The organism is Pseudomonas sp. UTLPPB19802, assembly GCF_059730225.1.
This window is the reverse complement of the sequence record NZ_AP048545.1, coordinates 3,131,096-3,149,750: the sequence shown is the minus strand read 5'-3', so window position 1 is coordinate 3,149,750 and position 18,655 is coordinate 3,131,096. Positions and strand designations below refer to the sequence as shown.

Here is an 18,655-nt window from a genome sequence, read left to right as displayed (position 1 = left end):
GATAAAGGCGACACCTTAGCCCACCGTAACGGCATGTGTCCTGCCAAAGGTTAGTCAAATACGACGGTTATTGGTTCGCGGGTATCGCGGGCGACCCTCTTCTTACGCTCGAACTCGCTGCCAAGACACGGCGACAGCAAAAAATAAAAAAGTTCCCATAAACTGAAAAAGAATCCAAAATTGTCTTGAACGAACCGCCAGCCTCCATCCGGCCGGATCGGTTCCACCGAAACAGACCCTTCGCGAGGTGAGCAATGGGTACGGTATCCGCAGTACGTCCCCCACAAACCCTGTACGTCACGATCCGCCGCGATGAGTTGCGGCAATTGCGCGACGAACGCGAGGCCCTGCTGCTGCAGGTCGCACAATTGCAGGACGCTTTGCAGGCCCAATCCCTGACGGCCCAGGCCCCGCTCCCGCGACTCGGTAACTGAAGGCCGCTCGACCGCACCTGATACATCCCCTTCCAGGCGCGCCGCCGGTGCGCCTACCCCCTGAACGTTTTTTTCACACGCCGTTACAGATACTCCAAGCCTTCCAGCCGTGCGCAATTCGTGCGGCCATTGCCCATGGCGACCGTTTCAGTCTCGTCCCATGGTTCAGTTGGCGATTGATGGGAGTGCTAAATGGCGCGGTACGAACGCAGCAACAAGTCTGCGAAAGGTTTTGATTGGGCCGGACTCGGCTGGCTGTTCCTGTTCTTCTGGTATTTCTCCGGCATCACCCAACTGCTGATCCAACTGAGCGGAACCTCCGGCTTCAGCGGTTTTCGCCAGGCGTTCTTCCTCAGTGCCATCTGGCTGGCGCCGATGTTGCTGTTCCCCGGCCGCACCCGCCTGCTCAGCGCCCTGATCGGCCTGGTGCTGTGGGCCTGCTCGCTGGCCAGCCTGGGCTACTTCTTCATCTATCAGCAGGAATTCTCGCAGAGCGTGATCTTCATCATGTTCGAATCGAACCTGGCCGAGACCCGCGAGTACCTGACCCAGTATTTCCAATGGTGGATCGTGTTGGCGCTGCTCGCCCACAGCGGCGTGGCGTTCCTGCTCTGGAGCCGCGTGCGCCCGGTCCACCTGCCACGCGGCCAGGCCCTGGCGGCGGCCACGGCGATCCTGGCATCGGTGATCGGCTATCCACTGGTCAGCCAGATCAATCGCAGCGCGAACCTCACCGAAGGCCTGGAACGCTTCGAAAGCCGGATCGAGCCGGCAGTGCCCTGGCAGATGCTGGTGGCCTACCGCAGCTATCGCGACCAGTTGGACAACATGCAGGGCATGCTCGACAGCGCCAGCAAGATCCCGCCGCTGCACAACCTCAAGGACCGCCAGGCCGGCTTGCCGACCACGCTGGTGCTGGTCATCGGCGAGTCGACCAACCGCCAGCGCATGAGCCTGTACGGCTATCGTCGGGAAACCACGCCGAACCTCGACAAGCTCCGCGAGCAACTGGCGATCTTCGACAATGTCGTGACCCCGCGCCCCTACACCATCGAGGCCTTGCAGCAGGTCCTGACCTTCGCCGACGAAGAAAACCCCGACCTGTACCTCAAGACCCCGTCGCTGGTCAGCGTGATGAAACAGGCCGGCTACAAGACCTGGTGGATCACCAACCAGCAGACCATGACCAAGCGCAACACCATGCTGACGACGTTCTCCGAGCAGGCTGACGAGCAGGTGTACCTGAACAACAACCGCAACCAGAACGCCCGCCAGTACGACGGCGACGTGCTGGAGCCGTTCAACAAGGCCCTGGCCGACAGCGCCCCGCGCAAGTTGATCGTGGTCCACCTGCTGGGCACGCACATGAGCTACCAGTACCGCTACCCGCCGGCCTTCGAGAAATTCACCGACCGCAACGGCGCTCCGCCCGGCCTGAGCGACGACCAGATCCCGACCTACAACAGCTACGACAATGCGGTGCTGTACAACGATTTCGTGGTGTCGAGCCTGATCAAGGACTACGCCAGGACCGACCCGAACGGCTTCCTGCTGTACCTGTCGGACCACGGCGAAGACGTCTTCGACTCTGCTGGCCATGGCACCCTGGGGCGTAACGAAGCCAAGCCGACGGCGCCGATGTACACCATTCCGTTCATCGCCTGGGCTTCGCCGAAATGGCGCGAAACCCATGACTGGAGCTTCGCTTCGGACCTGGGCCGACCCTACAGCAGCTCGCACCTGATCCACACCTGGACCGACCTGGCGGGCTTGAGCTTCGATGAACAGGACCTGAGCAAGAGTGTGGTCAACGATCGGTTCAAGACACGACCATTACTGATTGGCGATCCCTACGCTCGCCCGCAGAAGGCACTGATCGATTTCAGCCTGATCAAGCCGAAGTCACAGGGAGATGTGGCGAAGAAATGAGGGTTTGGCCTGTTCTCGCGGCTGGCGTGGGAACAGGTCACTTGCCTGCTCGCCGTTGTGCAAGATCAAACAGACCGGCTTCAAGGCCGGCATTAACTTGTAAAGATTAAATAAACATTATGTAGCTTGAATATTTTTAATCTTCGCAGTACCTGACAAGTAAGCTACCGCTCATCCGGCATTATTTCATGTTAATTACCACTTAATATCACATCCCTAGAGTTGTCCTGAATTTCAGATCGCCACGGCGACACCCTCTCAACAATTCAGGAAACATGACTCATGAAACTGCCTACCCTGCTTATCGCTGGCTTATTGTCCGTTACTTCTTTCGCGGCACTCGCCGAAGGTGGCTCCGACCGCGCCCGTGAGCGCTGGGAGAACTTCCAGGCCAGCCAGCAACTGGCCCGCGAACAGGCCGAACAGAAGACGATGACTGCCCAGGCGCAGAAGAACGACGCGGCTTCGGGTGAAGTGAAAGCTGTTCAGCAACAACCTGAAACCTGATTTGCTTGATCGAGCTCCCGATAACACCTCTGAATGCTCCGCAAGTTTTCTTGTGAGAGGTGTTTTCTTTTAGCGCCCTGTGATTGGGCGCTTTTTTCGTTTGGATTTTATTTAACTGGGCGTGCGGATACATAGCCGTTTGTGCGGTTGACTGATGTATTGGTTTCGCCCCTTATGGGCGAGTTCTCCATTACACGAGGGCGCCATTCGGCCTGCTGGACGGAGCCGGGTAGATCAACAGCTAAAGCGATGACACAGATATCGCAAACGGCCTGAACGTTTCCGGAGATTTCAATGGCCCATTCGCGGGCAAGCCCGGCTCCTACAAGGATAGGAGTACACGGAGCCTCTGTACGACACAAAACTGTAGGAGCCGGGCTTGCCCGCGAATGGGCCCGCAAAAACACCACACAAACCAGATTGTCCCTGGCCTCTCGCTTTTGATCTGGCGTTGGCGTTGGCTTTTGCTTTGGTTTTTGATCTACCCGGCCCCGCCCAGCAGGCTGAGTGCAGGTTCTGTTTCGAGAGACGCCCGGCAGGGATGCCGGGCGAGCCGTGTTGGGCCATGGATGGCCCATCGCGGCGTGCTCTCGAAACGGGACAGGAGCGAAGGAACCCTCGCATGGCGAGGGCCGAATGGAGGGGCAAGCCCTTTTGGTTCCTTTTGGGGCGTTTGCCAAAAGGGACTCGCCCGTAAGGGGCGAAACCGCGCCATCAGCTAAACGCGCCGACGGATATACACCCAAAACCCGACGGGCAAACAGACCCAGATGGGTCGATCGGGTTGCCAAACGAGGTCAACCCCAATCGCAGAAAGATAACACCGCCCATAAACGCCTCGCACCGGCCAGGTGCCCCTGTTGGCTCATGCCAACCCTCGACGGTTAAAGGTATTTGTTCCAGAACATCATCTGGCCATGGCTCGGATCGAGCTGAGTCCCACTGAAACCGAACTTCTCGTAGGCAGCCCGAGCCACCGCATTACCTTCGAGCACTTCGAGCGTGATCTTGCAGCAACCGCGCTGACGAGCGATGTCCTCGACCTTCTGCAGCATCTTCTGGCTCAAGCCCAGCCCGCGGAACTTGCTCAGCACCGCCACGTCATGCACGTTCACCAGGGGCCGGCAGGCGAAGGTAGAGAAACCTTCGAAGCAGTTCACCAGGCCCGCCGGCTCGCCACCGACAAACGCCAGCACGCTGAAGGCATGGGCACGCTTGGCCAGTTCGGCGGGCAGTTGTTGCAGCAGGTCCGGGTCCAGCGACTGGCCGCCACCCATCGGATCCTCGGCATAGTGATTCAGCACCTGGGCAATCGCCTCGGCGTGCACCGGGTTGGTATAGCTCGCTTGCAGTACCAGTACTTCCGCAACGTCCATGTTCATCCTCGACGGCATCATGAAAAGTAAGATCTTGTTTCTGAAAAGCCGATTGTAAGCCCGCGCCAGAGTCCGCATGAAGGAAATTCGGCCTGCGCGACAGGCCAGCGATGGCCTGCAATTGCAACCGGTCATTCGAATCAGGCAATCGGGAAAAAGTATTTCTGCGCCGACGCCAGGTCAATGGCACTGCGATGGATCTGTAGCGCCAGTCTGGCCCGGCCGCCTTGTCCGGCCTGAATCTTCCTGAACGCCTCTTCCTCCTGCTGCGACTGGTAGTGGCCGCCGATCTTGCGTTGCTCCTGGGTTTTCAGGTGGGCGGCGGTGAAATCCACCTCGGCGGCCTGCAGGCTCGGGTAATGAAAGTGGGCGTACCAGAGCGGGTTGCCGCTGGTATCGACTATCGCGAACTCCTGCAGGCAATCGTCCTTGTGTTTCTTCTGCCTGGCCAGTTGAATCCGTCGCCCCTCCCGGCGCACGGTCACTTCGCCCAGCCCCAGCAGGTACTCGATTCGCGGCAACTGCGGCGGATTGGCCTTGATGACGTCGATCCGCACCTGTCGCCCCGCCGCGATGAGCCTGGGCGCCGCTTCACGCAACTGCCGGGCCACCGAGCGTGCACTCTTGACCCGGTCCGGGTTGCGCGGGGGCGTTTGCGGCAGGTCCAGCACCTTGTCGATCTCGGCGGCCTGGTGCTCCATCATGTCGGCGCGAATGCGCAGGATATCCTGCTGGGCGCCGGGTGCATCCGAGTGCCTGGCCTGCGCGGTCACCCGCCGGATAATCGCCACCTCGTCGTCAAGCCACTGTTGTCCGGTGCCCAGCAGCTTCTCCAGGCCGATCGCCGGCCGGGGCGGTGCCGGTAGCGCCGGAGCGAGCGTGACCCGGTCCCACAGGCCATCCGCGGCACTCTGGCGAAAGCGTTCCGCCGCACGCCCATGGGGATCGCTGACCTCGACCTCTTCCGCGCCATCCTGCGAGGTCTGGACCTCACCGGAGAGCATCTGGTCGTGCCGGGTGCGGATGATCTTTTTCCGGCCGTGGCCGGCCGATGTCGACGCCACCGGCAACGGTGGCAGATCCCAGTCCCCCTGGCTCAACTGCTTGCGCAAATCCTCCTCGGTGTCCTGCTCGAGCTGCCCCAGCAAGCCGAGGACCTTCTCCAGTTGTCCAGTCGCGGGTTGACGGTGGTCGAGGCTGATTCGACAGAATTCGAGCTTCTGCCGAAAATCGGCGGACTGCCCGAGCAGCGACTCCAGCAGCCTTATGCATTCGCTGGTCGGCAGCTCACTGTGCTGTATGGCATCGAACGACGAGTAATAGGATTGGTACACGCGCTCGCCCTGGCTCCAGACTTCCTCGAGCATCTGCCTGCCGATATCGTCAGTATGGATTTCGGCCCTTACAAAACGCGTATAGAACTGCTCGATGCGCCACAACCGCGCCTCTGTTTCGGGGGACAGGTTGGACTTGAAGCTGGCGACCAGCCGCTGGTGCTCCTCGCGCCCCTCCCGAATGGCGTCCAGCCGCACCAGCAAATCCCGTTTGCGAGCGGACCAGTCGACCATCTTGTCCATGATTTCGGCGTTACGCTCCAATATCGCGTAGCTGCCGACGCGCGCTGCCGGCTCCAGGTCCTCCAGCAACAGTTGCTGGCGTGCCGGCGACATCAGCACGGACGAAGACGGTGATTTTTTCCACACCTCGAACAAGTCCGGCAAGGGGATTTTCCAGCGTTCCTTGAGCCAGGTGGAATGCGAGTGCAGCAACGCGTGCAGATCGAGCAGGGTGTTTTTCAGCACACTGACGGTGGCCCTCGGGTCAAGCCGGCGCAAAGCCTTGTACTGATCGATCAGTTTCAACTGTTCCAGGTAACGTTCCAGCCGCGGTTCGAGCATCCGGCTCAAGGCCTCGAGTTCCTGGGTGAAACGCTCGAAGCCGAGCCGTTCGATCATGGCTGCGGAGGACACCGTGACCCAGCGCTTCTGGGCGCTCATCAACGCCTCGTCCTGCGCCTCGTTCAACCGGTCGAACCTGAGGAGTTCATCCTGGAGCACACGCAGTTGCTGCTCGACCGGCGCCGAGACACTCGACACGACACGCCGGGGAGAACCACCGCGCAAGCGCTGGTCGAGGCTCCAGCGCCCTTCGGCATCGGCACGCACCCAGGGGCCGGCGTTGCCGCTGGCATCGACGATACGCACCCCCTCGCCATCGGCCTCCCAGGCCACTTCATACAGATCGTGCTGGATCAGCGCGCACCATTTCCCACGGGTGTCCTGCTGGATGTACACCAAGCCACGCGCCGGCCCCGACGTGACGACGGTACCCAGTTCGGACAGGGCTGAGGCCGGCTTGTCGAAGGCACGCAGACGATAAGGCCTGACCCGCTTCATCAGTGCCTCCGATGCCGGCCAGCCGAACGACCACGGCTGCACCAGCGGACGGGGCAGATCGGCGACCCGGCTGATGCTGACGGCTGCCGTGCCCACAGGTACCGACGGTTCCGCCGTGTGCGGCGCGACCCTGCCGGGCGCGCTGGCGATACGCTTGTGCAACAGCAGCGTGGCGAGGTTGAACAGCAGGTCCGCCAACCCCGCCGACTGCTCCTCTCGGCTGCCCTGACCAAGGATCTGCAGGTCGTCGTGGACGATCTTCACCCCCACCAGCCAGGACAGCACTTGCACCAGGCGTCCGAAATAAGGCACCAGCCCGGCAAACGGCAACTGGCTGATGGTGAGCAGGACCAGCCAGGCGCCAGACTTCCACTGTGCCCAACGCTGCTCGGCATTCGATACCGAACGCCGGTCGGCCTGCTCGACCAGGGCGGTGACCGTCGCGGCAAAGATCGCCCGCAGGCAATCCCCTTCGACAGGCGCCTCGGCCAGGGTCGCCGGGCCGTCCGGGCGAGGCTCGGGAGCGAACTCGTCACCCTGGCGGAACGTCTGGATATGCGGCTCGGCAAAACCACCCGACTGATAGCGCTGGCGAGCCGAATCGCTCATCCAGGTCAACACGCCGTCCTGCAGGTCACCGGCCTGGCGAATCGCCGCGAGCAGCGCCTGACCATTGTCGAACTGTTGCAGTGGCTGCTGCAGGAACAACGGCCGATAGAGGACCACCGGTCCACGGGCCATGTCCCGTGGGCCGATGAGGAACATCGCCATCACCGGGTCCGCCGGCCAGTCGGCCCTGGCCTTGAACGCCAGGGGCCGCAGCACCACCTCCATGCCCTGCCACTGCCGGGCGCCGGCCTCCGGGTGGACCATCGCCCGAACCAGCCCGGCACCGTCCTCGTCGAACCCCGCCAGCGCCCGGATCTTCAATTCCAGGGCCCGCAACGGCAGGCTGGCGCGCACCTGGGCGACGAACAACGCCTCGCGGCGTGAAGCCTCGGCGGCATCGGTGAGCAGCCGCGCCTTCAGCAGGTCGGGGTACGACTGGCCGATATCCGCCCGCGTCACCAGGCTGCGGACGTAGTCGGGCGTGAGCCAGGCCGGCAGCGGCGACTCGATCCCCCGCCGACGAATCGCGATCCGCAGGTTCACATGCCGAAAGCCCCCGAGATTGGCCAGGGCGAACTCCGTGAGGCTCATGTGCACCGTTTCCACCGTGCCCACCACCGAACCCGCCGCACCGGGCGATGGCACGGCCTGCGCGAAGGTCTTGTCCAATTGCAGGTGGATGTCGCCCGGATGGGCGATGCCGACGACATCGGGATGATCCTTGTGCATCAGGTCTTGCAATTGCCGGACAGCGAACTGGTCCAGGGTGCCGATATCCTCCAGGTAATGCCGGCCTTGCGAAGCGCACTGCACCCGCGCCAGTTCAGTCAGGTGGTCACTGTAGAGCGCACGATCGGCCGCACTGGCCTGCCACAGCCAGTCCGGCAACGAATCGCTGCCCAGCGTGAAGGCCGGCGTGCCGCAACTTTCCGGGCGGACGACACGGACGCCGCCACTCGCGTGATTTCTCGCGGGCAGGGCGAACCAGCGGCCCGGATCGGTGATCAGGTCCAGCCGCTGCTGCAGCGCATGGCGACCGTGCCATTGACCGCGCTCCAGCAGGTCCAGTGCCTGCAACTGATATTCGAGCAGGCCACGTGCCAGGCTCTCGCCGATCTGCTCCACGGGCTCGTTCCAGCGCCAGATGACCTGCTCGGCGATTTCCAGATCGCGCCCGGCCATGCCCTGGCCGATCAGCAGCCCGACCAGTTCGCCGTGCGTCTCCCGCCCCGCACGCAGGCCGCCTTCGGCCGGATGGAAGTACAGCGGGTAAGGCAGCGGACGGTTCTGTTCATAACGGGTGAAGCTGATCACCGGGAACAGTTCCGGATAACGCCGGCCCTGGGCATCGACGCTGAAGACGCGGATCTGATGGGCACGGATATCCAGCGCCGCCAGGTCCGCGTCTGCCGTGTCAGCGCCGGACGGTGCGTAACCCATGTAGAACGGCAGGCGCGCCAGATCGGCCCGGCCGCCCGCCACGGGCGTCTGTCCGGGAACCAGCAGGCTGCCCAGCGCCGCCGCCAGGCGTTCCCAACGGCTGGCGCCGCGCCCCTGCGGCGAGGCATTCCAGGTTTCGAGCAACTGCCGCTTCAGCGCCGCGGGCAAGCCCTGCGCGGCCCGGTCCAGGTGCTGCAGCATTTCGTTGAGATCGATCGCCAGCGGCTTGCGCGTCGCCGTCGGCCGGTCACGCCACAACAGGCTGCGGGTGTCCCAATCCTGGCCGGTGGATTGCGTCCAGGCCGGACGGCCCTGGGCAAACCCTTCCACCAGCACTTCGCCGAGGCTGTAGTAATGATGCCCGGCGGGCTCGGCGTCGATCCCCTGGGCCAGCGACCAATAGGGGACCGAGAGGCACACCCGCTCGGCCGCCAGCGAGAAAGCGCCATAGTGCTCGTCCAATACCGCCTGGACCAGCGGCAGGGCGGCGGCGACCACGCTCGGAATGTCCGGGAACGGCGCTTTCGCGGCCTGTGTCGGGTCCATCGGTGGAGGTTGTACAGTGGAGGTCCGCGTTGACATGGTGAATGCCCTCGTTCAAATGACGCGTTCAAATGATGGGAACGAGCCATGACCTCCTGCAGCGTCTTGCCGGACACGACTCTGGCAGCATTCAAACCTGCGGGCACACCGCATTGGCGTTACATAACTGGCCCCTGCGCCGCAGGGGGGCATGCCTGCCGGGGCGATGCGGTCACTGGCCGAAGCGTTGCAACTGCATCTCGTGCAGGCGACTGAGGGTGCGGCGAAACGCGAACGCCAGGTAGCCTTCGCTGTACAACGCGTCCAGCGGCACCTGCGCGGCGATGTACAACGGCACCTTGCGGTCGTAGCACTCGTCCACCAGGGCGATGAACCGCCGCACGCTGTCATCGTGGATCGACAGTTGTGGCAGCTCACGATCCCCGGCGTCGACGCGCTGCGCGCCATCCTCGGTGCCGCGGGCGATCCGGCCGGGACGCTGGCGGGCACTGAGGTTCGGGACCTCGTCGAGGAAGATCGCCGCATAGCGATCACACAACGCCATGAAGTCCATGGCCGCCAACGGCTGTTCGCACAGCTCGGCATACCGGCACCAGAGCACGTTCGGCGAGGCCTGCACCACCGCCAGGTGGCGATGCCCCATGGCGACCGGCTGGTCGCCCAGGGCCTGCCCGGCCGTCAATCCCCTGAACGCCTCGGCAAAGGCCGTCCGCCCTTCCAGCGGCACCACCCAGTAACGCTGCACGAGCGTCCCGGGATGCCGACGGTGGTCCTCACCGCCGTCGACATCGATCACCGCCATGTGTCGCTCGATTGCAGCGATCGCCGGCAGGAAGCGCTCGCGATTGAAGCCATCGGCATACAACTGGGCGGGCGGCTGGTTGGAGGTGCAGACGATGACCACGCCTTCGTCGAACATGACCTGGAACAGCCGCCCGAGAATGATCGCATCGCCAATGTCATTGACGAACAACTCGTCGAAGCACAGCACCCGAACTTCCGTCGCCAGCTCGCGGGCCAGGGCACGCAACGGATCGGCGATGCCGCTCAACTGGAAGGAGCGCTGGTAGACCCAGCCCATGAAGTGGTGGAAATGCTGGCGTCGGGACGGTACCTGCAAGGTCTGGTGGAACTGGTCCATCAGCCAGGTCTTGCCACGCCCGACCGGCCCCCACAGATATACCCCGCGCGGTACCTGCCCCTGGTGCAACGCCTCATGGCAGCGCTGCAGCGCCTGCACCGCCAGCCGCTGGGCCTGGTCATCGACGAAGCCCTGCGCGACGGCTTGCTGGTAGGCATTGAGGGGAGAGTCGACAATCATGGGTGGGGCCGTTGCAAGACATGGCCCCGCAGTATGCCAGTTCGATTCAGAGGGAAATATCCAGCCGGGCGATCTTGCCCTGCTCGTCCAGGCGAAACGTGTAGCGCAACTCCACCGGACTGCCGGGAAAGCTGCCCGAGACGAGCTTGCGCACCAACACCTTGCCGGTGCGTTGCGCGACATCGAGGACTTCGACCCGCGGCTGGTATCGGCGCCCGGTTTCATCCATCCACCGAGTGATTTCCAGGGTGCCGACCTGGTGCCGGCCTTCGTCGAAGACGTTTGCGTCCGCGGCGAAGAAACTCTCGACGGTCGAGCTGTCATGGGCATTGGCGGCGGCAATATAGGCTTCGATAGCCGGGGCCAGGGTGGTCATTGCGGATGAGGTGGTCATGGGGCACAGCTCCTTGCTGGTGGGACTGGCACCATCCTAAGCCAGGCCCGCGTCAGTTTTTGTCAGGAGTGAAAGGCTGGGTTTTCTGCATCTGTACACAGGCCTGCTGCCAGCCGCGCAACAGGTCGCTGCGCCGCCCCGGATAACGCTCGCCCTGCTCGCAGGCAGCCGCTATACGGTCGGTACGAAAGGTCCGATAGTCGCTGCGCAGCTCGCACCAGGCGACGATCACCCGCACCTCGTTCAGGAAGCCCAGGGCCAGGGGCCATATCAGCCGCTGGCTGGGGACCTGGTTCGCGTCGGCATAGTCGATGTACAGCTTGGTCTGCTGGCCGATCGCCTGGCGCAGCACGTTCAGCGGCACGATGTTCTCCGGGAAACCAAAGCCGGCGGGGCCGGCCAGCACGGTGGGATTGCGCAAGGCTTCCTGGGCCGCCGGCCCGAGCACTGCGCAGATCTTCGCCAGCGCACCAGAGGCCGCCTTGCCCAGTACATCATCGCCACGCTGGTTGACGTACTGCAGCCCCAGCATGATTGCCTCGGCTTCATCGGCATCGAGCATCAACGGCGGCAGGAACAACCCGCTGCGCAGCACGTAGCCGATCCCCGCCTCTCCCTGGATCGGTGCGCCAAGGGCGATGAGTTCGGCAATATCGCGATAGACCGTGCGCTCGGAAATCTCCAGCTCACAGGCCAGGGCCGCCGCGGTGGCCGGGCGGCTCCGGGCCCGCAGCACCTGCAGCAGCGTCAACAGACGGGAAGTACGGGACACGATGGACTCAACCTGGGCAGACGCGGATGCGCGCAGCCTAGCAGAGAGCCCTGTCAGAATCTGTCAGGAGCCGTGTTGTCCAAGCTTTGTTGTATCGTGACGCCAGCCATTCATCCAGGAGACTTCACCATGCGCAAACTCCTCGGCCTGGGCCTGCTGTTCCTGACCCTCAGCGCCTGTGCCCTGTTCTCCGGGCGCGACCCACTGAACATCAACGTGGTCGGCATCGAACCGTTGCCCAGCCAGGACATGGAGGTGCGCTTCGCCGTAACCCTGCGCGTGCAAAATCCTAACGATACGGCAATCGCCTACAACGGCGTGGCCCTCGACCTGGAGGTGAACGACCAGCCACTGGCCTCCGGCGTCAGCAACCAGCAGGGCACGCTCCAGCGCTTTTCCGAAACCACGCTGACGGTGCCAGTCAGCGCCTCGGCCTTTTCCATGCTGCGCCAGACCCTCGGCCTGAGCCGGGCGCGCAGCCTCGACGGGCTGCCCTACGTGTTGCACGGCAAATTGGCCGGCGGGCCGTTCGGCACGATGCGTTTCGTCGAACGGGGCCGGCTGGACCTGGGCGGGTCGGGAGCCAGCGGTTGGTGAATGCTGTATCGCTGACATCAAAGGCTGTTATGGGACGGGGGCCTTGAGCTAACTGCGGGATGTCGCCCTACCCGCCGCCGAGCGCGGCGAGCAGTGGCGGCACAACCAGTCAGTCGCCCGGCGCTTCAGTCCTGGATGAAGCGCACGCCCGGCTTGGCTCGCTCGTCCACCCGCAGTTCGAACACGTCCGGGCGCGAGTAGTGACCGGTCACGTCGAAGTCATAACGGGCACGCACCAACTCGTCGGTGTCGATCTCGGCGGTGAGCAGACCGGCTTCGCCCACCAACGGCCCGGCCAGTACGTCGCCCATCGGCCCGACGATCAGGCTGCCACCGTTGATCAGTGGGCGCTCATCCGGCCAGTTCTCGACGCTGCTGCCCAGCGCCGCCGGCGACGGCTGGACCTGGCAGGCAGTGACCACGAAGCAACGGCCTTCACAGGCGACATGACGCATGGTCACCCGCCACATTTCCCGCTCGTCCACCGTCGGCGCGCACCAGACGTCAACGCCCTTGGCGTACATCGCGGTGCGCAGCAACGGCATGTAGTTTTCCCAGCAGACCGCCGAACCGATCCGCCCGGCCTTGCCTTCCACCACCGGCAGGGTCGAACCATCACCCTTGCCCCAGATCAGCCGTTCGGTGCCGGTCGGCATCAACTTGCGGTGCTTGGCCACAAGGCCAGCCTGTGGGTCGAAGAACAGCACGGTGCAAAACAGGCTGTGGCCGCTGCGCTCGATCACACCAATTACCAGACTGGCCCCGGTGCGGGCGGACAGGCCGGCCAGCGCGTCGGTTTCCGCTCCCGGAACGTCGATCGCATTGGCGTGATAACGGGCGAACGCCTCGCGCCCCTTCGGCAGGCGATAACCCAGCTGCGTACCGAAGGTCTCGCCTTTCGGGTACCCCCCGAGCAGCGCCTCCGGCATCACCACCAGGCAGGCACCGGACTCGATGATCGCCTGTTCGTAGGACAGAATCTGTTCCAGGGTCTCGGCCTTGCCTCCCGGCAAGGAACCAATCTGCAGCGCGGCAACGATTGATTTGGACATGAGCGGTTCTCCATGACTTGAGTTCGTGTTGCGGATTGTCGTGGCGGAGCCGATCATGAATAAAGACCCCTTCATCACTGAATGATATGAACAGCACGAATATCAAGACACTGGACCTGAACCTGCTCAAGGTTTTCGAAGCCCTGCACGACGAGTCCAGCGCCAGCCGTGCGGCAGTGCGCCTGGGCGTCACCCAGTCGGCCATCAGCGCGGCCCTGCGGCGGCTGCGCGAGGTCTACGGTGACCCGCTGTTCGTCCGCACCGGTCGCGGGTTGGCGCCGACCCTGTGTGCCAACCAGCTCAAGCCGGTGATCAGCGAAGCGCTGAACAAGTGTCGACAGAGCCTGGCGCTGGTCGATCCGCAGGCGCAGCACTACGAAGGCCGCTCGGTGATCATTGGACTGTCGGACGATTTCGAGATGGCCTACGGTCGCCGCCTGATGGAACTGATCGCCAGCCAGGCACCCCGCCTGCGCCTGATTTTTCGCCAGACCCACAGCCAGATCGTCGGCGAGGCCCTGATGCAGCGCCAGTTCGACCTGGCCATCACCGCTGGCGGCTTCGCCGAACGCCTGCTCAGCCGACGGGTGCTGGGCGAAGGTGACTACCGCTGCCTGGTCGACCCCGCGAGCCTGGAGGCCGACCAGGCCGAGTTGAGCCTGGAGCAGTTCGTGACCCGCGAGCATATCCTGGTGTCATCCGGCGGTTTCATCGGCATCACCGATGAAACACTGGCTGGCCTGGGCCTGGGCCGACATGTCAGTGCCTCGACCACGCATTTCGCCGCGTTGCCCTACCTGCTCAAGGGCAGCCAGGCGGTCGCCACCATACCGGCCCACGCGGCCCAGGCCATCGCCGAACTCAGCGGGTTGAGCCTGCTACCCTGTCCCCTGACCCTGCCACGCTACCCGATCGAGTTGGGCTGGCGCACCAGCGCCTCCCTCGACCCTGCGGTCCTGAAAGTGCAGGCAGCGATTTTTCAATGTTTTCACATCTCATGAGTCATGATGGAAACCTGAGCGTCAGACCGTTTTTCAGGACAATCCGAGGAAAAATTCGACCCGAACTGATATGCATTTGCCATCTAGTGTTCTCGGCAGGCCCCAGGGAAGGTTAGAATGTAGGAAATAGGGAAGAGTCAATGACAGAGCAGATCCTCTCAGAAGCCGAGTACGATGCGATCACCGATGCTGCCGCGCACTGGTGCATGCGTCTGCATGAGCAGGATTGCACGGCGGCCGAACGCGCGGAATTCGACGCCTGGCTCAAGGCCGCCCCCCTGCACGCCATCGAATACAAGGCGATGCTGGAAATCTGGGACGTCGCCGACCACCTGCCGCGTCCGCCCCAGGCCGAGGTCATTCCACTGCCCGTCAAGCGCCGCACCTGGCCGCGCTATGGCATCGCCGCCAGCAGCCTGCTGGCGATTCCCCTGGCCGGCTATCTCGGCTGGAGCCTGGGCTGGATTCCCAACTCATACCAGACGTTCGAGGCCGGCAACCGGGTCGAGCACATCACGCTCGCCGATGGCAGCCAGGTTGAACTGAACCTGGGCAGCCAGCTGACCTACAGCAACTACAAGGATCAGCGGCGGGTCACCCTGAAAAAGGGCGAAGCCTTTTTCGAAGTCAGCCACGACGCAGAGCACCCCTTCGTGGTGAAGGCGGCCAAGGGCCAGGTTCGCGTCACCGGGACCAAATTCAACGTCTGGATGTATGAGGACCAGGTGCGGGTGACCTTGCTGCAAGGGTCCGTGCTGGTCAGCAGCGACAGCAGCAAACCCGGCGGTTATCGCCTCGATCCGGGCATGCAGGCCCGCTACAAGGCCGGTGATTATGAGCCGCAGATCAGCCAGACCTACGCCAATGACACGTCGCTGGCCTGGCGCAACGGCAAGCTGATTCTCGACAACCTGAGCCTCGCCGATGCCCTGCCGCTGATCAACCGTTATCTGGCCACGCCGGTGTTGCTGGCCGATCCGGCGACCGGTGCGATTCGTATCGGCGGGATCTACAGCACCGGTGAGGTGAATAAGCTGGTCACTTCGCTGCCCAAGGTCCTGCCGATCTACCTGACCCAGAACAAGGACGGCAACCCGGTGCTCAACTCGATTCCCTGGGCAAAACCACGGGCCTGATCCCACCTGTAGGAATGGGCTCGCCCGCGAAGAAGACCTCCAGATCGCCAAGGCCTTCCTCCACGGAGGACGGGCCGGCCTCCAAGGCCAGCCCCGGAGGATTTGCCTCACTCCTTCGCGCGGATCACCTGCAACCGATACGCCTTGTCAGCCTTGATCTGCGCTTCGGTAAACGGCAGCACACTCCACTCCTTCCTCGAGAACGCCTCGGTCTGGTCACGGAAATGCGCCGACGCCGGATCACTGGACAATGACGGCGCCAACATCCCTACCGCCCGCGGCCCCTGCTCATCGAAGCTGACCACTTGCAGATAGCTGGTGCCACTGATCACCTCACGCTTGCCAGCCTCGCCCGGCACGCTCTGGATCGCGTTGTACACCCCGAGCGTCGCCGGCCCGCCATGCACCGGCACCGGATGCCCGCCCAGGCTGACCTGCTGGACATCGCCCCAGCGCGCCTGCGCCGTCAGCCCGGCCTTGCCGACACTCTCCAGCGACGCCAGCATCGCCTCGCGAACCGCCTTGGCCACCTCGGCCTGCTCGATATTCAGCCCACGCGGCGTGTGCTGCGGATCGGCCGGATCGAACTTGACCCGCCAGATATCACCCTGCTCGAACAGGTGCGCCATGACGTTCTGGAAGTGCACGAAGCCCACGCCGCTGTCCAGGTTGGCATGCTGGTCCCAGCTCTTGAGGCTCCCGCAGAGGGGCGCCAGGGTCGCGGCGTCCGCACCCAGATCACCGGCGCAGAACTGCAGCAGGTCAGGCAGCACCTGGCTGGCGAGATAGACCTGGTTGTCCATCACCATCCCCTGCAGGTCCTCGACCTTGACCGGCCCGGCCTGCTTCAACCGCTCCAGCTGGTCCAGGGCAAAGCGCGCACGCGGCCCCAGTGGCTGGCCGTCACGACTGATCAACGGCGAGAAGCCCTTGAGCGGTGCCGCCGGGTTGACCATCCACGCCGAATCGTTGGAGTTCTGCACGTAGTCGCCACGCTCCAGTTGCGGCAAGCGGTCCGCCGGGAAAATCCCCTTCTGCGCAGCGTTGGCGGCGACACCCCAGGCACAGTCGCGGCGCGAACCGTCGAGCACGATCAGGTCGTAGCCGGCGCGCGGATCGCTGCACTTGGCCAACTTGTCGGCGTCCACGAATGGCACTACCGACAGGTTCATGTACAGCGCGCGCCCGCGGTCATCCACCGCCAGGGTGTTGACCCACGGAATGCCCTGGATCTTGTGCACCGCCGCCTGGAAGGCCTTGAGGTTGTCGGCGCGATTCATTTCACTCCACTGCTGCAGCACCCGGACGTTGTCCTGGTTGGCATCGCGCAGACTGAACGCCACATCGTGGTTCCAGTCGAGCTTGCCGGGCCATTGCACCACCGGGCCGAACACCGAGCTGTAGACCAGCCGCGAGACCGGTTTCAGGCTGCCATCTTCCTGCTTGACCTGGACGGTCACCTGGCGCTTGTCCATGGCCTTGGACTTGCCGTCGAGCAGGTAGCGGGTCGGGTCCTTGGGATCGAGCTGCAGGCGGTACAGGGTGAAGTGTTTGGACGTGTCGACGGTATGGGTCCAGGCCAGGTGCTGGCTGAACCCGATATTGATCAGCGGCAGGCCCGGCAGCGCCGCGCCCATCACATCGAGCTTGCCGGGGATGGTCAGGTGCATCTGGTAGAAACGCATGCCGCCCACCCAGGGGAAATGCGGGTTGCCCAGCAACAGGCCACGACCGTTGAAAGAGCGTTCGCCACCGATCGCCACACCGTTGCTGCCGCGGTCCAGGGCGAACCGCTGCATGCGCTCGGCGGCCACCTGGAATCTTGCCGACGAGAGTTGTGCCGTCTGCTCCGGCGGGGTCGCCGCGGCCAGGGCCTCGACAAACTGGCCGACGCCACCTTCGACCAGCAGTCGACGGGTCAGCTTGACCTGGTCGAGCACGGTGATCGGCCGCACCCAGCTGCCCTGGCATTGCTCCGGCAGGCCCTGGGCCTGGCGCTCGCGCAACAGGCGGTTGTAGCCCGCCACGTAGCCTTCGACCCGCTGCTTCATCTCCGGGGGCTGCGCTTGCCAGAACGCGGAGACTGCCTGCGGGGTATTGAACCAGTTGAAGAACAGGTCGCTGGCGAGGTTTTCCGTCTGTTCGACGGTGGTCTCGTGGGGGCCGAAAAACTTCGACCGTTCGCCATTGACCGTGACGATTTCATTGGCCAGCAGGCACAGGTTGTCCTGGGCATAGGCGTAGCCAATGCCATAGCCCAGACCGCGCTCGTCTGCGGCCCGGATATGCGGGACACCGAAAGTGGTGCGACGAATGTCGGCGCTCAGTTCGACATTCTGGGAACGGGCATGGGCGCCCAGGCTCAGGCCGATCAACAACGTTGCAAGACAGCACCTGGGAAATGGCCGGGAAATGATCACGCAGACTCCTGATAAGACCGTCGAAAACCAGGCCGCGCGGGGGCATCACACCATCCGGGCGCCTGGAAAAACCGGCGCCCACGCCAAAGCACGGGGCAGCCGATGCCTGCCCATAAAAACGAATGGAACTGCATAAATTTAGTCGCCCGGACAGCTGCGGTTCAGCCCGGCAACAGCGCTGCGAGCTGATTCCAACAAAATTTCTACATCACAGGCTTCATGATTTATCCGTCTCGTTCGTCTTTATCTAAAGAGAGCAGACATCACTTTCCTGATCAGGCTCTGAAAAGGAGTTTTTCGCATGTACGACCAGCACAGGCCAACGGACGGTATCTCATTGCAACGTGATCCAACCTACAGCTCGGGCGCCATGTTTGCCAAACCTGCCGAGCGCAATGGCAACGAGCGTATTCGCCAACTGCTCAAGCACTTCGGCCTGCGCACCAGCCTGATCCGGCTGAAGGTGATCGACGCCCTGCTCAACGCTGGCGAACAGCGTCGCCTGGGCGTGCGTGGCGTTCACGGCCACCTGCTGGAACTGGACATCCCGCTGTCCTTTCTCAGCGTGCGCGAAGTGCTCAAGCGCTTGTGCAGCGAAGGAGTAGTGGTGCTTAACACGGACAAGACCTACAGCCTGCACTCCGACGCCCTGACGGCACTGGAACAGCAGGACTGAGGATGAGATAACGCGGTACCGGGATGTACCGCGTTGACGTTCAGCGTCGGCA

14 protein-coding genes are annotated in these 18,655 nt (G+C 63.4%); 7 read left to right on the top strand and 7 right to left on the bottom strand.

Features of this window, described 5'->3' with window-relative positions; all coding sequences use genetic code 11:
• The first annotated feature begins 254 nt into the window (after positions 1-254).
• From AC6I6U_RS14145 to AC6I6U_RS14135, 3 genes are all read left to right on the top strand, one after another.
• A complete protein-coding gene (locus tag AC6I6U_RS14145; protein ID WP_497882536.1) occupies positions 255-434 on the top strand; it encodes a DUF6026 family protein in 180 nt (59 codons plus the stop codon).
• A gap of 192 nt (positions 435-626) precedes the next feature.
• Complete coding sequence (locus AC6I6U_RS14140; protein ID WP_497882535.1) at positions 627-2,363, top strand: phosphoethanolamine transferase CptA; 1,737 nt, start codon at positions 627-629, stop codon at positions 2,361-2,363.
• Between the two features lie 282 nt (positions 2,364-2,645).
• The gene (locus AC6I6U_RS14135; protein ID WP_497882534.1) at positions 2,646-2,870 is read left to right on the top strand and encodes a DUF2790 domain-containing protein; all 225 of its coding nucleotides are present in this window, start codon (positions 2,646-2,648) and stop codon (positions 2,868-2,870) included.
• 884 nt (positions 2,871-3,754) lie between these two features.
• Here the strand turns inward: AC6I6U_RS14135 and AC6I6U_RS14130 are convergent.
• The 5 genes from AC6I6U_RS14130 to AC6I6U_RS14110 form a co-directional block, all read right to left on the bottom strand.
• Positions 3,755-4,246 carry a GNAT family N-acetyltransferase gene (locus AC6I6U_RS14130; RefSeq protein WP_497882533.1) on the bottom strand — a complete coding sequence of 164 codons (492 nt, stop codon included), beginning with the start codon at positions 4,244-4,246 and terminating at the stop codon, positions 3,755-3,757.
• A 140-nt stretch (positions 4,247-4,386) separates the two neighbouring features.
• On the bottom strand, positions 4,387-9,273 hold the full coding sequence (locus tag AC6I6U_RS14125) for a dermonecrotic toxin domain-containing protein (protein ID WP_497882532.1): 4,887 nt from the start codon (positions 9,271-9,273) through the stop codon (positions 4,387-4,389).
• A gap of 172 nt (positions 9,274-9,445) precedes the next feature.
• Positions 9,446-10,555 (bottom strand): cell division protein ZapE, encoded by a 1,110-nt coding sequence (gene zapE / locus AC6I6U_RS14120; protein ID WP_497882531.1) that lies wholly within the window; start codon positions 10,553-10,555, stop codon positions 9,446-9,448.
• Positions 10,556-10,601: 46 nt separating this feature from the next.
• Entirely contained in the window at positions 10,602-10,949 is a 348-nt protein-coding gene (locus tag AC6I6U_RS14115; RefSeq protein WP_497882530.1) for a nuclear transport factor 2 family protein, read from the bottom strand.
• 52 nt (positions 10,950-11,001) lie between these two features.
• Complete coding sequence (locus AC6I6U_RS14110) at positions 11,002-11,721, bottom strand: helix-turn-helix transcriptional regulator (RefSeq protein WP_497882529.1); 720 nt, start codon at positions 11,719-11,721, stop codon at positions 11,002-11,004.
• 129 nt (positions 11,722-11,850) lie between these two features.
• On the opposite strand from AC6I6U_RS14110, the gene AC6I6U_RS14105 reads away from it, so the two are divergent.
• Entirely contained in the window at positions 11,851-12,318 is a 468-nt protein-coding gene (locus AC6I6U_RS14105; protein ID WP_497882528.1) for an LEA/WHy family protein, read from the top strand.
• Between the two features lie 125 nt (positions 12,319-12,443).
• On the opposite strand, the gene AC6I6U_RS14100 is transcribed toward AC6I6U_RS14105, so the two are convergent.
• The gene (locus AC6I6U_RS14100; protein ID WP_497882527.1) at positions 12,444-13,370 is read right to left on the bottom strand and encodes a carbon-nitrogen hydrolase family protein; all 927 of its coding nucleotides are present in this window, start codon (positions 13,368-13,370) and stop codon (positions 12,444-12,446) included.
• Positions 13,371-13,456: 86 nt separating this feature from the next.
• Between AC6I6U_RS14100 and AC6I6U_RS14095 the strand changes: the two genes are divergently transcribed.
• Together AC6I6U_RS14095 and AC6I6U_RS14090 are read left to right on the top strand one after the other, a co-directional pair.
• Positions 13,457-14,371 carry a LysR family transcriptional regulator gene (locus AC6I6U_RS14095; RefSeq protein ID WP_497882526.1) on the top strand — a complete coding sequence of 305 codons (915 nt, stop codon included), beginning with the start codon at positions 13,457-13,459 and terminating at the stop codon, positions 14,369-14,371.
• A gap of 140 nt (positions 14,372-14,511) precedes the next feature.
• Complete coding sequence (locus AC6I6U_RS14090) at positions 14,512-15,507, top strand: FecR family protein (protein ID WP_497882525.1); 996 nt, start codon at positions 14,512-14,514, stop codon at positions 15,505-15,507.
• A 107-nt stretch (positions 15,508-15,614) separates the two neighbouring features.
• Here the strand turns inward: AC6I6U_RS14090 and pvdQ are convergent, their stop codons facing one another.
• Positions 15,615-17,927 (bottom strand): bifunctional acylase PvdQ, encoded by a 2,313-nt coding sequence (gene pvdQ, locus AC6I6U_RS14085; RefSeq protein WP_497882524.1) that lies wholly within the window; start codon positions 17,925-17,927, stop codon positions 15,615-15,617.
• A gap of 301 nt (positions 17,928-18,228) precedes the next feature.
• On the opposite strand from pvdQ, the gene AC6I6U_RS14080 reads away from it, so the two are divergent.
• Positions 18,229-18,603 (top strand): fe2+ zn2+ uptake regulation protein, encoded by a 375-nt coding sequence (locus AC6I6U_RS14080; RefSeq protein WP_497882523.1) that lies wholly within the window; start codon positions 18,229-18,231, stop codon positions 18,601-18,603.
• Positions 18,604-18,655: the final 52 nt, after the last annotated feature.